The 15,759-nt window shown below is 62.7% G+C and carries 9 protein-coding genes; 8 read left to right on the forward strand and 1 reads right to left on the reverse strand.

The window, feature by feature from the left end; translation table 11 throughout:
• A complete protein-coding gene (locus QKE30_RS00205) occupies positions 1 to 3,633 on the forward strand; it encodes a hypothetical protein (protein ID WP_347933798.1) in 3,633 nt (1,210 codons plus the stop codon).
• Between the two features lie 22 nt (positions 3,634 to 3,655).
• On the forward strand, positions 3,656 to 6,904 hold the full coding sequence (gene lysX / locus QKE30_RS00210) for a bifunctional lysylphosphatidylglycerol synthetase/lysine--tRNA ligase LysX (RefSeq protein ID WP_347933799.1): 3,249 nt from the start codon (positions 3,656 to 3,658) through the stop codon (positions 6,902 to 6,904).
• Here lysX and QKE30_RS00215 read toward each other — a convergent pair.
• Entirely contained in the window at positions 6,873 to 8,168 is a 1,296-nt protein-coding gene (locus QKE30_RS00215) for an alpha/beta hydrolase-fold protein (RefSeq protein ID WP_347933800.1), read from the reverse strand. The genes lysX and QKE30_RS00215 overlap by 32 nt on opposite strands.
• A 137-nt stretch (positions 8,169 to 8,305) precedes the next feature.
• Here QKE30_RS00215 and ftsY point away from each other — a divergent pair, with 137 nt between their 5' ends.
• The 6 genes from ftsY to gdhA all read left to right on the forward strand — a co-directional run bounded on the left by ftsY (position 8,306) and on the right by gdhA (position 15,758).
• Entirely contained in the window at positions 8,306 to 9,763 is a 1,458-nt protein-coding gene (gene ftsY, locus QKE30_RS00220) for a signal recognition particle-docking protein FtsY (protein ID WP_347933801.1), read from the forward strand.
• Between the two features lie 205 nt (positions 9,764 to 9,968).
• The gene (locus tag QKE30_RS00225) at positions 9,969 to 11,351 is read left to right on the forward strand and encodes an ammonium transporter (RefSeq protein WP_347933802.1); all 1,383 of its coding nucleotides are present in this window, start codon (positions 9,969 to 9,971) and stop codon (positions 11,349 to 11,351) included.
• Positions 11,348 to 11,686 (forward strand): P-II family nitrogen regulator, encoded by a 339-nt coding sequence (locus QKE30_RS00230; RefSeq protein WP_071056845.1) that lies wholly within the window; start codon positions 11,348 to 11,350, stop codon positions 11,684 to 11,686. Before QKE30_RS00225 ends, QKE30_RS00230 begins: the two co-directional genes overlap by 4 nt.
• Positions 11,687 to 11,801: 115 nt before the next feature.
• Positions 11,802 to 13,400, forward strand: coding sequence for a signal recognition particle protein (ffh, locus tag QKE30_RS00235; protein WP_347933803.1), 1,599 nt, complete (start codon positions 11,802 to 11,804; stop codon positions 13,398 to 13,400).
• A 232-nt stretch (positions 13,401 to 13,632) separates the two neighbouring features.
• The gene (gene rpsP / locus QKE30_RS00240; protein WP_347933804.1) at positions 13,633 to 14,163 is read left to right on the forward strand and encodes a 30S ribosomal protein S16; all 531 of its coding nucleotides are present in this window, start codon (positions 13,633 to 13,635) and stop codon (positions 14,161 to 14,163) included.
• A 251-nt stretch (positions 14,164 to 14,414) separates the two neighbouring features.
• Positions 14,415 to 15,758, forward strand: a complete 1,344-nt coding sequence (gene gdhA, locus QKE30_RS00245) for an NADP-specific glutamate dehydrogenase (RefSeq protein WP_347933805.1) — start codon at positions 14,415 to 14,417, stop codon at positions 15,756 to 15,758.
• The last annotated feature ends 1 nt before the right edge of the window (position 15,759 follow it).

A 15,759-nucleotide genomic window follows, 5' to 3' on the forward strand; every position in this document is an offset into this window, starting at 1 on the left:
GTGAGTTCTAGCGAGAAGATCCCAGCCAGCGCAGCACCTACCACCAGCCCGATCTCCGACATGCAGGATTCGCTCCTGCCGTGGGCCTCGTCCACCGAGGCGGCTCTGGCCGGGAAATTGGCCGACGTGGAACTTTTCGTAGAGCTAGACATCGACGGCGACGAGTTGGAGCGCACCAGCCGCTTCTTCGGCACCTTCATCGCCCGCCAGGTCGCCGCCGGTTCCACCGAGGAGGCCTTGCTGCAGGCCTGTCCCGCGCTGACGATCGCCACGTTGCTCTCCCGCGCCGCGCGGTTCCATGAGGTCTCGGAACTGCCAGCCGAGTACTGGTACGGCCTTGGTTTGGAGCCGACGCCCACACGTACCCAGCTAATCGAGGGGCGTTTTGGGGAACTACTCTCCGCCGCTGGGCTGGATCCCATGGACGCGGTATCCGGCGGGCCGGACGGAGAGCTCGGGCGCCTGTTCGCCCACGTGGGCATCGCCTCTGACTGGGTGCCGGAGCTGATCGAGCTGGTGGATAACCGCCGGGCGGACAGTGAAGCCAGTGAGGACAGTGGGGAGGGAGCCGACGCTGCCGACATTGCGCGGGCAGTTGTGGCCGAGCTGGCCGATGAACCGCGCCAGGTAGGTCCGCTGTGTGCCACCTTGCCGGAAGCGGCGGTGAAGCTGATCGCCCCGATCGTGGAGATCGTCTCTCACGCCGCCGCGCACCCGGACTCCTGGGAGTACACGCTTCCCGCCGTGGAGCTACCCGCACTCATCCTGGAGGATGTGATTGAAGAGCTGCGGGAGAGGCCGGTGGGCACGCAAGATCGGCGTCACAGCGTGGGCGTGGCACACCGCGAAGACCAGCCGCGCCTGCAGCTAGATACGCTGCGCCAGCGCGTGGTTCTGCGCCTGCCCTCGCAGCCACTGGAAAGCGAGGGGAAGGTGCATACTGAGGTGCGCTGGCGCGTGGACTTCGACGGCGAGCCCGCGGCCTTCCGCACCATGCACGCGGACAACGCCGGCCGGGCCGTGACAGAGATCCTGGACATTCCCGTGCGCCAGCCGCTGCGCAAGGTCAGCGTGCGCAATGCCAACGACGGCCAGCACTGGCAGCTACCGCTGGTGGATACCGAGGACCCGGTGCTGGTGTTCACCATCCGCGGCACGGACCTGACCGACCGGGTTTCCCTGCACCACGAGCAGGTGTATGTGGTGGTTCCCGCCGAGACTGCCGCTGTGGATCCGGTGACCGGGGCGGACATCCCGGTGCTGGAAGAACAGCCGATGAAGAGTTGGAACGGTTGGGTCATTCGTCTGTTGGACTTAAGCGAATCCTTGAGTCTGCACATTGCCAAGCCGGGCGAGCGCAGCCCGTCCATGGCCGGAGTGCGTGCCGTGGACCCGCGCCAGCGCGCCCAGTTCGTAGAGCCCGACGACGTGGTGGGTGGCGTGGAAACCACTTCCGGCAAGGTGATCCACTCCCAGAGCCTGCAGGTGGAATTCCCGCCGACGATTTCCGGCGCGGACGAGATCTGGTACCTTTCCGTCTCCGCCTATGCGGGGCCCGGCGAGACCGGCGAGGCCGTCTCCGACGAGGAACCGCTGGAGGTTCCCGCCGAGGGCGGCGTGTTCGACGTATTCGACCCCGAAGCGTGGGATAGCCCCTGGGCAGGCGAGTACCTGGTGCGCCTGCGCGGTCCCCGCAACGAATCCTTCCGCCACGAATACGCCCTGGTAGAGGGGCTTTCCCTGGAGATGGAATTCGGCGGCCCCAGCAATCAAACGCGCCTGCCGATGGCTGGCGGTCTAAGCCCCGTGACGGTGCGCCTGCTGCCGGGGGAGAAGCCCTTCGAGAAGATCCCGCCGCAGAAGCTCGGGCCCACCGATCGCTTCAGCACCACCGTCGTGCAGACCGACGCGGGCGACGCCCTGCCCGTCATCGTCAAACCCTCCCGCCTGCGCTACCAGCTGACGATGCAGGGGGAGGATCCGATGTGGCGCACCGACCCCATCGAAGTCTCCGCCCGTGCCATCGACACGCAGACCCGCTTCCGCGTACGCCCCGGCTTCCGCCCCGGCATGGGCTCCAAGGCGGAAAACCTGGCGCTGATGAACGACGCCCGCGTGGTGATCCGCAACCACCACGGCTCGCCCGTGCGCACCTTGAAGCTGGAAACGATAGACGAGGTCACCTGGTTTGTGGATCTCGCCAGCGCCGCCGGGTCCCTGGCCACGCTGACCTCCGGAGCCATCGAGCTGGAGTTCGTGGAGGACCGCCGCGTAAGCGTGCGCCTGGCCCGTATCGTGCCCGGCTTCGACTACACCGCTTCCATCGACGGGGATGCCCTGTTCATCCACGGCGGAGACGACTCCGAGGAGACCCCGGTGCAGTTCGGAGCGCCGGGCGCCGGCGCGTGGGTCTGGCCCATCACCGCGCCCTGGCAGCCCGCATACTTCGTGGAGCTGCAGGCTACGCCTAGTGCAGGCACCCTAGAGAAGAGTGCTCTAGCCCAGGGAACCCTGCCCGCCGAGCTCGTGGACGCTGGCCCCTTGAGCGTGCAGCTGTTCGGCCGCGACCGCTTCAACTACCTGCGGGCTCCCGTCGCCGCCGGCCAGCACGCCGCCGTCGCACAGGCCGAGGGCTACTTCGGGGCCAACAAGGAAGACGCCGACACCGACCCGTGGGTGCAGCTGGCCGCCTTCCTGGCGGGCGAATCCGAAGAACTCCCCAGCGATACTGCAACGCTTTCCACCCTCTGGGACGTGCAGGCCGGTTGGCTACGCGGACGCTTCGACGTACTGGACAACCTGCGCACCGCGCTGACGAACAACCCGCGGGAATCCGTGCACGCCATGTCGCAGTCCCTGGTCCCCGCTGCCGACCGCCCCGCGCAGTTCATCCTCTCCGGACTGGTGCACTCCACCCTGGTGGGAGCCGAAGCCGAGCGCTCGAATCCCCCGTGGATCGCAGCCCTCGAGATCCTGGGGGATATGTCGCTGGTTGACCCCGAAGGGGCGTCAGAAGAAAAAGAACAAGACAAGCGCCTGCGGCAGGAGCTCAAGAAGGTCGCCGGGCAACCCGCCGTGCAGACCGTCGATACCGGCCGCGACGTGTCCCTGGACACCGCGTGCATCGACAGCACCACCGTGCAGATCGCGCACATGGACCCCGCACAGCAAAAGGCCGTGCTGGACATGTTCTTCGGCAAGGCCGGAGTGGTGCCGGGCGCGCTGAGCGAGGAAAACAGCCGCCTCATCGCCGTGTTCGAGACCTTCAACAAGCGCGCCGAACTCTCCGAACTGCTGGGCGACCCGGAGCTGATGAAGACCGCAGTTACGCTGCTGCGCAAGGTGAAGGCCGCCAACCGTCAGCTGTACCTCTCCGCGCGCGTGCGCTTCGACCGCCTGGAGGGCGTGGATACCGACGCTCCGGAAAACCGCTGGGCGCTGACGCCCGTGATCTCCATGGTGTTCGCCCTGGCCACCCGCATGTACGCGCACAAGAAGATGTCCAGCCTGGGCAAACTGCTCAGCGCCTACCCGGGGTGGGCGGCCATGGCGCGGCTAGTGCCAGACCTAGTGACTGGGGACATCGTCATGGCAGATGCCATGGTGCGCGGCGTGTTCGGGCCGACTGTCTGACGGAAGGTGCATAATTCGTGGAGTGAATGTTGATCGCAAAAACACTCTGCGTCCGCTGGCGGGATCGCGTGGTTTCTTTCCCCGCTTCATCGGAACCATCCTGTGCGCCTATGCTCTGATGGCGCTGGCGCTGAGCATCTCCACCGCAGCGCGTGTGCATGTTCGCCAACTGCTAGTGGTGATGGATAACGTCTTCCTGCCAGTCCCCGTGCCCTCCGTCGCGTGGTCCGCCGCGTTGCTGGTGCTGGGCATAGGTCTCTATCGGACCAAACGTGCAGCCTGGGTGGTAGCCGTGGCCGCGCTGCTGATCCTTAACTGCAGCAATGTGCTGCTGCTTTTGCTACCGCAATACTTCTACGTCGGCCCTGAGTGGGCGCACTCGCTGTTTGTAGCGGGAATGGTTGTACAACTCCTCTTGCTGCTCCTGATGCTTCGGCAGCGCAAAGATTTCTACACGCACACAGTGAAAGGTGCGATCCTGGCGGCCTTCCTGCTCTGGCTGGGCGGCACCGTCGCGGTGTTCCTGATTGCCTTGGTGCTGGTGCACTTCTTCCACGGCAACCTGGCGCCGGAATGGCGAGCGCTGTGGGCGCTGAACCACTCCGCCGGATTCTCCCTGTTCACCCACGTACACACAGGCGGCCACCCGCCGAAGCTCATCACCTTCCTGGTCTCCGCTCTGTCGGCGCTGGTGCTCCTCGTCGCGGGGCTGATGCTGCTGCGCTCCCACCGCGACGAATATGGCATCAGTGCAGAGGACGAAACCGCCTTGCGCGCCCTGATCCGGCGCTTCAACACGAACGACTCGTTGGCATACTTCGCCACCCGTCGCGATAAGTCCGTGGTCTACGAACCCAAGGGGCGGGCAGCGGTGACATACCGCATCGAGGCCGGCGTGTGCTTGGCGTCCGCAGACCCCATTGGCGACCCGCGGTTCTGGGACCAGGCAATCACCGCTTGGCTGGATCGTGCACGGGAATTCGGGTGGGTGCCGGCGGTGATGGGGGCGTCCGAACAAGGAGCAAGGGCCTACGAAAAGCAGGGGCTAAGCTCTATCCACTTGGGCGACGAAGCAGTGATTGATACGCAGAGCTTCCACCTTTCCGAACTACGAGAAGTGCGTCAGGCGCGGGCCCATGCGCAGAAGGCAGGAGTGCGGGTGCGTATCCGGCGCCACGGCGAGTTGAGCATCGAAGAGATGCAGCGCGTAGAGGAATTGGCAGAAAAGTGGCGCGATACAACCGACGAACGTGGCTTCTCTATGGCGCTTGGAAGGCTCGGCGATCCGCAGGACAAGGACTGCCTCTTGGCAGAGGCCCTGGTGGGGGACGAGATTGTGGCAGTGCTGTCGTTTATCCCCTGGGGGCTAAGCGGCACCTCGCTGGACCTTATGCGTCGCAGCCCGGAGGCTCCTAACGGCACGGTCGAAACTATGATCGTGGCGCTGTGCACTGAAGCGAACCTGCACAAGCTCTCTCTGAACTTCGCAGTTTTCCGCGAACTGTTCGCCAGCGAGGATGCCGTGGCCGTGGGGCCTATTCGCAGGCAGACACGCCGGGTGCTGACATATCTGTCGAAGTGGTGGCAGATGGAGACGCTCTATCGCTCCAACCAGAAGTACAAGCCGGTGTGGATCCCGCGGTATGTCTGTTACCCGGATTCCTTGTCGATGGCGCGCGTGGGCATTGCATCTGGCATTGCGGAGGGCTTCGTACCCACTTTCGGCAGCACGTTCGGTAGTTTGTTTGGGCGGGGAACCGAGGAGCATCGTGAATACGCCACCAGTGGGCAGCCCGAAGCAGCACAGGCGCTGAACTACGTTGAACAGCTAACGGATGCCCACAAGAAAACCGCCAGCGAGCAGACCGCCGTGCGAATCAAAAAGGCACTGGCATTGCGCGAAGCTGGGGTAGAGCCGTGGCCGGTCGCGGCGCGTGGTGCCGGAGAACGCTCGGACGTTGCTGTGGTGCAGTGTGTTGAGATTGCCGAAGGTAGTGACGCCATCACTTCCGGCCCGCTGCGCATTTCAGGTCGCATCGTGGCCAAGCGCGAGTTCGGGGCAGTGTCCTTTATCGACCTGCGGGATGCCTCCGGCAAATGCCAAGTTCTAGTCGAGGCGCCGGGGGAAGAACTGGCCTCGAGACTGCGTGCCCTGGATCTGGGCGACCTGATTGCAGTGGTAGGAACGCGCGGGCATTCACGGACTGGCGAGCCTTCTCTGCTGGCAGAGGCCATCGAATTGGAGGCGAAGGATCTGCACCCCCTGACGCGCCGTGGCGCGGGGATCGGGGAGGTCAACGCCCGACTGCGTGCCAGGTCGGTGGTGAACGCCGCGATCCGCCGCACGCTTGGGGACCTGGGGTTCATGGAAGTGGAAACCCCGATTCTGCAGCGTGTTCACGGTGGTGCGAATGCGCGCCCATTTAGAACGCGGAGTAACGCTGCGAATCAGGACCTCTACCTGCGCATCGCCCCGGAGCTGTACCTGAAGCGCCTGCTGACCCAGGGGGCGGAAAAGGTTTACGAGCTGGGACGTGTGTTCCGTAACGAGGGCGTGGACGCTACCCACAACCCGGAATTTACAACTGTGGAAGCCTACGAAGCGCACAGCGACTACGAGTCGATGCGCTGGGTAGCTCAGCGGATCATTCAGGCGGCCGCCACTGCTTACCACGGGGAGCCGCTGGTGCTGGACCCGGAAGGCAACCTGGTGAGCATCGCCGAGAACTTCCCGGTGAAGACCGTCTACGAGGCCATCAGCGAGAAAGTGGGGCAATCGATCACCCCGGAGACGAATTTCGAGACGCTGCTAGAGCTGTGTGCTGTACATGGGATTGCTACCCAGCCAGGGTGGGATTCCGGTGAGGTAGTGCAGGAGATGTACGAGGCTCTGGTCGAATGCACCACCACTATGCCGACGTTCTACACGGACTTTCCCACTAGTGTCTCGCCGCTGACCCGCCAGCACCGAAGCCAGCCGGGCGTGGCCGAGCGCTGGGACCTCGTTGCCTGGGGAGTAGAGCTCGGAACAGCGTATTCGGAGCTTACCGACCCACTGGAACAACGTGACCGCCTGGAGGCGCAGTCGCTGAAGGCAGCGGGTGGCGACCCGGAAGCGATGGAAGTTGATGAGGCGTTTCTGCGTGCCTTGGAAGACGGCATGCCGCCGACTGGCGGGTTGGGGCTTGGCGTCGACCGCCTCATTATGCTGCTCACGGGCCGTTCAATCCGCGAGGTCCTCAGTTTCCCAGCCCACCCCGGCGGGCAATAAACGGGAAAGCCAAGGCTAGGCCGGAGCGCCAAGTCCGGAAGTTGTGTCCGCCGTCGACCTCGTTATAGCTGGCCTCCATTTTCGCCTTCACAGCCAGTTGGTGAAGGTGCTTGAGGTCTTTGACGGCCTGACTGTCGTCGCGTCCGGCGATAAACATGCCTGCAGTATGGGGATAAGTGCGGGTCTTCAGCAGGTCCTCGGGGTTATGCGCTTTGAATTTATCTTCCGATCCGCCGAAGAAGTTCCGTACTGTTGATTCGTGGCTATTGCCATCGTCGGGTGTGCGCTCCCCGGAGATATTCACGAAGCTGCCGTAGGCATCGGGATGGTTCGTGACGACCTGAAGCGTGCAGGTTCCGCCGTAGGAAAGCCCGCCGATGGTCCATGTGCGTTGGTCAGGGTTGGGGGAGAGGTGGTGCTGCACCCAGGAAGGCAGATCCTCTGTCAGGAAGGTCTGTACTTTACCCTTGTTGGAGTCCGTACACACCGGGTTATTCCATGTACCGCCGGTTGCGTCGGCGGAAACAATAATAGGGGCGACCCCGCCGTGTGCCTTCTGGTACTTGCGGGCTACGTCGGTAGCGTCACCGGTATCGAACCATTGGTCGGGGTCTCCGGGGATACCTGCCAGCAGAACCAGTACCGGTAGCTGGGGACGGGGAGAGGTAAACCACGCCGGTGGCAGGTATATGCGTAGGTCGCGTGCTTGGAAGCCTGACTTCTTCTTCGGAGCCGAAGCTTTCAGAATGCTTCCCTCGGCCGGGATGTTATCGTGCGTTGTCTTACGCCATTCCTTGAGGGGTACCGATTGCGCTTTCGGTAGTTCGTCCACATTGTTGAAGGTTCGCAGCTTGACGGGATCGATCTGCCCGACATCCGGAAACAGGTCATAGGATTGGTTCGCTACTGCTGCGCTGCCGACCGCTAGTACGGCCACCAGCAGGATCGTCCAAATCTTCTTTAATGACGCCCCTACGCACCAACCCGCCAAGTTTGCGGCGAGGAATAGCGCGGCGGTGCCCGCTACCAGTCTGAATCCGAGCTCCGACCAAGGTGTGGTGGTGCCCCACATGAGGAGGACGAGTCCGCCACAAGTGAGAATGGCGGTGACACCTGTTGACCAGATCATTGCCCTTTTCCGACGGCCTGCAGGCTCGGTGGGCAGTGAGTAAAACAGGGCGGTCAGGGTGGCAAAAATGAGCACCCAGGTGATTACCTCCGGCCAGGTGCCGGTGAGGGGAATGTTGCGGACAAACTCGGTCACGAAGGTCTATCTTAGGCTGGTCGTGGAGATTATCCGCTTGGCACTGTGGATCCCCGGTAGCGGCTTGAGCCACAGTGTGTGAACGGCTTCGGCGCTGGACTCGGCATTAGTCACGAAGTTCTGATTCACTGGAGGCTATGAATAATGTTTTGATGTGGGTCCTTATTGGCCTTTTGGTTCTCGTCATTGTTGTGGCGATTCTCGTTGTTCTGGGGTTGCGCCGGAACAAGGCGAAGCAGGTTTCCTTCGAGAAGAAGGATGAGATCGAGCAGAAGAAGCCCAGCAGTGGTGATTACAAGGCCCAGGGCGGATTTAACTTCACCGCCGGTGGTGGTGCCGGAGCCGGTGCCGCGACTGCCGAGAAGCAGCCGGAGTTGCGTTCCGACCAGGAGCTGAAGAAGCCCGAAGCAACCCCGGAGCCCAAGGCCGCTCCGGAGCCGGAGCCGACGCCGGAACCGGAAGCTACCCCCGAACCTAAATCAACTCCCGAGCCGGAGGCTCCGAAGTCCGCTCCAGCCCCGGCTCCTACTCCAGAGCCGGAGCCGGTTGAGGAGCCCAAGCCGGTCGCTGAACCCGAGCCCGAACCGAAACCCGAGCCGACGCCCGAGCCGGAAGTTGAGCCCGAGCCGGAACCCGAACCAGAGCCAGCCCCCGCGGAACAGCGCGAGGAGATCGCGCCCGTCCAGGGCCGCCTGGGCAAGCTGCGCGGCCGCATGTCTAAGTCCCAGAACGTCATCGGCCGCGGCGTGCTCGGCATCCTGAGTGCCGGCGACCTCGACGAGGACGCATGGGAGGAGATCGAAGACACCCTCCTGATGGCCGACCTGGGCACCCCAACCACGATGAAGGTCGTCGATGACCTGCGTGAGCGCATCGCCATCAATGGCGTATCCAGCGAGGAAGAAGCCCGCGGCATGCTCCGCGAGGCGCTGATCGACGCCTGCAAGCCGGACATGGATCGCTCCATCAAGGCCATGCCCTACGAGGGCAAGCCAGCCGTAATCATGGTGGTGGGCGTCAACGGAACCGGTAAGACAACCACCACCGGTAAGCTGTCCCGCGTGCTCATCGGCATGGGTCACAAGGTTCTGCTCGGCGCGGCGGATACGTTCCGTGCGGCCGCGGCTGACCAGCTGGAGACGTGGGGGCGTCGAGTGGGGGCAGAAACCGTACGCGGTGCAGAGGGCGCAGACCCTGCCTCCGTCGCTTTCGACGCGGTGGCGAAGGGCATCGACTCCGGCGTGGACGTCGTGCTGGTCGATACCGCCGGCCGCCTACACACCAGCGTGGGCCTGATGGACCAGTTGGGCAAGGTCAAGCGCGTGGTGGAGAAGAAGGCGAAGGTCGACGAAGTGCTGCTGGTGCTGGACGCGACCGTCGGCCAGAACGGCCTCATGCAGGCACGCACGTTCCGCGAGGTCGTGGACATTTCTGGCGTGGTGCTCACCAAGCTCGACGGCACCGCAAAGGGCGGCATCGTCTTCCAGGTGCAGGAAGAACTCGGCGTGCCAGTGAAGATGGTGGGCCTCGGCGAAGGTGCGGACGACCTGGCACCGTTTGAGGTCGAGAGCTTCGTCGATGCTCTGCTGGGGTAGAAAATAAGCCCCATCGGACAGTAAAAATTTAAAAAATTTACGTAAATAACCCCGTATGTGTGCAGCGTACGGGGTTATTCGCGTTGTCCGCCTAAGAATTCAGTGATCTGCGTCTCAAAAATTTTTTTTCTTTCCTGAATACGAGTTTTCAGCATTTTATTCTTTGCAGCACAAGTGCTGAGACTCACAGATATGGATGTGAAAAATGACCCCAGATCAACTTGTACTGGCCTCCGGAAATTCGGCTTGGATGCTCATCAGCGCGTCGCTGGTGCTGCTCATGACCCCAGGCCTTGCACTGTTCTACGGCGGCATGACTGGCCGCCGCCAAGTGCTCAACATGATGATGATGTCCTTCGGCGTGATGGCCATCGTCCCCGTTCTCTACGTGCTGTGGGGCTGGTCGATGTCCTACGCCGGCACGGACATCGCAGGGTTGTTCGGCAACCCCTTCACCGCGTTCGGTCTTTCTGGCGAAATTACTGACGCCGCGGGCCAGCCGATCGAAGGTGCCAACGGATACCCCAACGCCATCGACATCGGCTTCCAGGTGACCTTCGCGATCATTTCGACCGCCATCATCTCCGGCGCACTGGCCGGGCGCGTGAAGTTCGCAGCCTGGTTCGCCTTCGCCGGCGCGTGGGTGACCCTGGCGTACTTCCCACTGGCCCACATGGTGTGGGGCGGCGGCCTGCTCGGCGACGGTGAGAACTCCATCGCTGCTTGGATGTTCGGCTCCGCCGACGGGGAAGCCAACATCACGCCCATCGACTTCGCAGGTGGCACCGTGGTGCACATCTCCGCCGGTACGGCGGCGCTGGTTCTGGCTCTGCTCGTTGGTAAGCGCGCAGGCTTCCCATCCAAGGTGGGGCGCCCGCACAACCTGCCGATGGTGATGCTCGGTGCCGCACTGCTGTGGTTCGGTTGGTACGGCTTCAACGGCGGCTCCGCCTTCGCCGCCGACGGAATGGCTGGTCTGGCCTGGGTAAACACCACGGTCGCTACCTCGGCCGCGATGCTTGGCTGGATGCTCTGTGAAACTATCCGCGACCGCGCCGCTACCTCTCTAGGTGCCGCGTCTGGCGCCGTGGCAGGTCTGGTTACGATCACCCCGGCGGCTGGAACGTTGACGCCCCTAACTTCCATCGTCATTGGATTCATAGGTGGCGTCATCGCCTGCATGGCAATCGGCCTCAAGTACCGTTTCGGCTACGACGATTCCCTCGACGTCGTGGGTGTGCACCTGGCCGCAGGGCTGTGGGGCACGGTGGGCCTGGCGCTGCTGTCGAAGGACAACGGTGTGTTCACCGGTGGCGGGGTAGATGGCCTCAAACTGCTGGTGGTGCAGATCGTGATCGCAGTGGTGGCAATGATCCTCTCCGGTGTGGTTACCTACCTGATCGCAATTCTGATCAAGGCCACGATCGGTTGGAGGGTCGACGACGAAGGCGAGGATACGGGCATCGACCTGGTGGAACACCGCGAGTCCGCCTACGATCTTAACGTTACCTCGAGCTCGCATATCCGCAGTATGTACAGCGCCGAGAACCCCCAGAACAGCGCCCAGAACAAGGGAGAAGAATCGTGAAACTCATCACCGCAGTAATCAAGCCCTTCACACTGCCAGATATTCGCCAGGCCCTCGAGGCCATCGAGATCCACGGCTTGACCGTCAGCGAGACCCAAGGCTTCGGCCGCCAGCGCGGCCACAGCGAGGTGTACCGCGGCGCCGAGTTCGCGGCGGACTTCGTGCCGAAGGTAAAGCTAGAGATCGTGGCGGCGGACGCCTCGGTAGATAGCATCGTAGACGCGATTGTCGGCGCCGCCTGCACCGGAAAGATCGGCGACGGAAAGATCTGGATCACCCCGGTGGACGAGGTGATCCGCGTGCGCACCGGCGAGCGCGGAGAGGATGCGCTGTAAAACGGCGCTCTAAAACGCGCTAAAACACCGGTGAAATGTGACTGTCGTGTAGGCCACTGGCTAAGCTAGGGGAGTTATAAACCAACCTCCGATACCTACAAGGGAGCACTAAGTAGTGTTTGAGTCTTTGTCAGACCGCCTGCAATCTGCCATGAAGGGCCTTCGTGGCAAGGGCAAGCTGTCCGAGGCTGATATTAATGCCACCGCGCGCGAGATCCGCCTCGCGCTCCTGGAGGCAGACGTATCCCTCCCGGTGGTGCGCGCCTTTATCAAGCGCATCAAGGAGCGCGCCGCCGGGGCAGAGGTATCCGAGGCGCTGAACCCAGCCCAGCAGGTCATCAAGATCGTCAACGAGGAGCTCAAGGAGATCCTCGGCGGTGAGACCCGCCGGCTGAACCTGGCTAAGCACCCGCCGACAGTCATCATGCTGGCCGGTCTGCAGGGTGCCGGTAAGACCACCCTGGCCGGCAAGCTGGCCCTGCACCTGGCCAAGCAGGGCCACACTCCCATGCTGGTGGCCTGTGACCTGCAGCGCCCGGGTGCGGTGCAGCAGCTGCAGATCGTCGGCGAGCGCGCCGGCGTAAAGACTTTCGCCCCGGACCCGGGTACCAGCCTGGATTCCCACGACCACGAGATGGGCACCAGCCACGGTGACCCGGTCGACGTCGCGCAGCGCGGTATCGAAGAGGCTTACCGCAGCCAGCACGACATCGTCATTATCGATACCGCGGGTCGCTTGGGCATCGACGAGGAGCTCATGCGCCAGGCGCGCGACATTCGCGATGCGGTGGAGCCCGACGAGGTGCTCTTTGTTATTGACGCCATGATCGGCCAGGATGCCGTTACTACGGCCGAGGCGTTCCGCGATGGCGTGGACTTCACGGGTGTCGTCCTGACGAAGCTGGATGGTGACGCCCGCGGTGGTGCCGCGCTGTCGATCCGCGAGGTTACCGGCAAGCCGATCCTGTTCGCCTCCACCGGCGAGAAGCAGGAGGACTTCGACGTCTTCCACCCGGATCGCATGGCTAACCGCATCCTCGGCATGGGTGACGTGCTCACCCTGATTGAGCAGGCCGAACAGGTTCTGGACGCCGAAAAGGCCGAAGATTCCGCCATGCGCATGGCCTCCGGTGATCTGACGCTGGAGGACTTCCTCGAGCAGATGCTGATGATCCGTAAGATGGGGCCCTTGGGCAACATCCTGAAGATGATGCCCGGCGGCTCCCAGATGTCGAAGATGGCCGACATGGTGGATGAGAAGGAACTGGACCGCATCCAGGCCATCATCCGCGGTATGACCCCGGCCGAGCGTCAGGATCCGAAGATCTTGAACGCCTCTCGCCGCAAGCGCATCGCCAACGGTTCTGGCGTGAGCGTTTCCGACGTGAACAAGCTGGTTGACCGCTTCTTCGAGGCCAAGAAGATGATGGGCAAGATGGCTGGCCAGTTCGGCATGGGTGGCCGGTCTGCGACCAAGAAGCAGAAGGTGCACCGCAAGGGCAAGAAGGGCAAGAACGCCAAGAACAAGAACCGCAAGAACATGCGCCGGAACATGGGCGGCGGCCAGGGGATGCCAGGTATGCCGGGCATGCCGGGGATGCCGGGCATGGGCGGCGGAATGCCCAGCATGAAGGACCTGGAGAAGATGCAGGAGCAGCTTCCCCCGGGCTTCGAGGGCATTGACCTGTCGAAGATGAACTTCCCGAAGAAGTAGCGGGCACCACCAGCAGAGGATTTGGTTCCCGCGGGTGCCGGCTACTACACTTATGCAGGTTGTCTGTGTAACACCGTCCCCGACCACGGTCGGCCGGTGGTCACGCGCAGCAAAAATACGAAGGGGTTGAACCGGCTCTGGCCAGAAAAATTTTTTAGCGGGTTTTCCGCAGAGATTCTTCGCAGAGTGTCTGAACTGCCCAGTGACCAACTAGAAGAAAAGGAGCCATCACATGGCCGTCAAGATTAAGCTGCAGCGCCTGGGTAAGATCCGTACCCCGGAGTACCGCGTCGTCGTTCAGGATGCTCGCACCAAGCGTTCCGGAAAGATCATCGAGAACCTGGGCATCTACCAGCCCACCCAGGAACCGTCCCTGATCCAGATCAACTCTGAGCGCGCACAGTACTGGCTGGGTGTCGGCGCACAGCCGACCGAGCCGGTTCTGGCTCTGCTGAAGGTCACCGGCGATTGGCAGAAGCACAAGGGTATCGAGGGCGCCGAGGGCACCCTGAAGGTGGCCGAGGAGAAGAAGTCCAAGCTGGACCTGTTCAACGAGGCTCTGGCTGAGGCTGCCGATGGCCCGACCGCTGAGGCTATCACCGAGAAGAAGCGCAAGGCCAAGGAAGAGGCAGAGGCCAAGGCCGCTGCTGAGGCTGCCGCTGAGGAAGAGGCTGCTGCCAAGGCAGCCGAAGAGGCCGAGAAGGCTGAGGCTGAGGCTGACTCCGAAGGCGAGGCAGAAGCTGAGGCCGAGTCCGCAGAGTAAAAGCAGCGGCGGTGCGCACCGCCACCAGCTTGCGCACCCCAGGTTGAGTATCGACTGCTCACCTGGGGTTTTTCTGTATTTAAAGAGTTGCTTCTAGGGCGCCTTTCAAAAGTGACTTTTGTGGCAATTGCCCCCGAGTGCACCACTTGAATGTGTTGTCGGTCATGGGGAGTAGACTAAATGACTGTCATCACAGGCCGGCCGTGCGCCGACCATTGAGTTTTTCGCGAGAGGCAAAGAAGGCATCCTCAATGAACGTCGAAGAAACCGTCAGCGGTTACTACCAGCAGATCATTCAACGCAACGCGGGGGAGCCAGAGTTCCACCAGGCTGTTTCAGAAGTGCTGGATAGCCTGACGTACGTCCTGAAGAAGGACGATCACTACGCAAACTACGCACTCATCGAGCGCATGTGTGAGCCGGAGCGGCAGGTTATCTTCCGTGTCCCGTGGATCACCGACGAGGGCGAGGTGCGCGTGAACCGCGGTTTCCGCGTGCAGTTCAACTCCGTGCTCGGCCCCTACAAGGGCGGCCTGCGCTTCCACCCGTCGGTGAACCTGGGCATCATCAAGTTCCTCGGCTTCGAGCAGATCTTCAAGAACTCCCTAACCGGCCTGCCGATCGGCGGCGCAAAGGGTGGCTCGGACTTCGACCCGAAGGGCAAGTCGAACCGAGAGATCATGTCCTTCTGCCAGTCCTTCATGACGGAGCTGCACACCCACATCGGTGAAGAGGTTGACGTTCCCGCCGGTGATATCGGTGTGGGCGGTCGCGAAATCGGTTACCTGTTTGGCCAATACCGCCGTATGACGAATCGCCACGAGTCCGGCGTGCTCACCGGCAAGGGCCTGACCTGGGGTGGCTCCCTGGTCCGCACCGAGGCCACCGGCTATGGCACCGTGTACTTCACTCAGGAAATGATGGGTGCCCACGACGATCGCTTCGACGGTGCCAAGGTCATCGTCTCCGGTTCCGGTAACGTCGCCATCTACGCTGCTCAAAAGGCCCAGGAGCTCGGGGCAACTGTCGTTGCCATGTCTGATTCCTCTGGCTATGTGTGCACCCCCGAAGGCGTGGACATCGAACTGCTGAAGGACATCAAGGAGGTGCGCCGCGCCCGCCTGTCCGACTACGCCAAGGAGACCGACGGCGTGACCTACCACGAGGGCGGCAACATCTGGGAGGTTGAGGCCGACGTGGCTCTGCCGTGCGCCACCCAGAACGAGCTGGACGGCGAGTCGGCCATCATGCTCGCCGACAATGGCTGCCGCTACGTCGCCGAGGGTGCCAACATGCCGTGCACCCCGGAGGCCATCGAGGTCTTCCGTAAGCGCAAAATCTTCTTTGCTCCGGGTAAGGCTGCCAACGCCGGTGGCGTGGCTACCTCTGCCCTGGAGATGCAGCAGAATGCCTCACGCGATTCCTGGACCTTCGACTACACGGATAGACGCCTGCGCGACATTATGCGGGGAATCTTCAAGCGTTGCGATAGGACGGCCCGGGAATACGACCGGGAAGACGATTACGTCCTCGGCGCCAACATCGCCGGCTTCCGCAAGGTGGCCGATGCAATGCTGGCACAGGGTGTTATCTAGC

The organism is Corynebacterium sp. c24Ua_83 (genome assembly GCF_039907245.1).
Classification (GTDB): Bacteria; Actinomycetota; Actinomycetes; order Mycobacteriales; family Mycobacteriaceae; genus Corynebacterium.

Excerpts from the sequence above, each read along its gene's own strand:
- ftsY (WP_347933801.1), top strand. The coding sequence starts at position 8,306 with ATGAATAATGTTTTGATGTGGGTCCTTATTGGCCTTTTGGTTCTCGTC.
- QKE30_RS00225 (WP_347933802.1), top strand. The coding sequence starts at position 9,969 with ATGACCCCAGATCAACTTGTACTGGCCTCCGGAAATTCGGCTTGGATG.
- rpsP (WP_347933804.1), top strand. The coding sequence starts at position 13,633 with ATGGCCGTCAAGATTAAGCTGCAGCGCCTGGGTAAGATCCGTACCCCG.
- gdhA (WP_347933805.1), top strand. The coding sequence starts at position 14,415 with ATGAACGTCGAAGAAACCGTCAGCGGTTACTACCAGCAGATCATTCAA.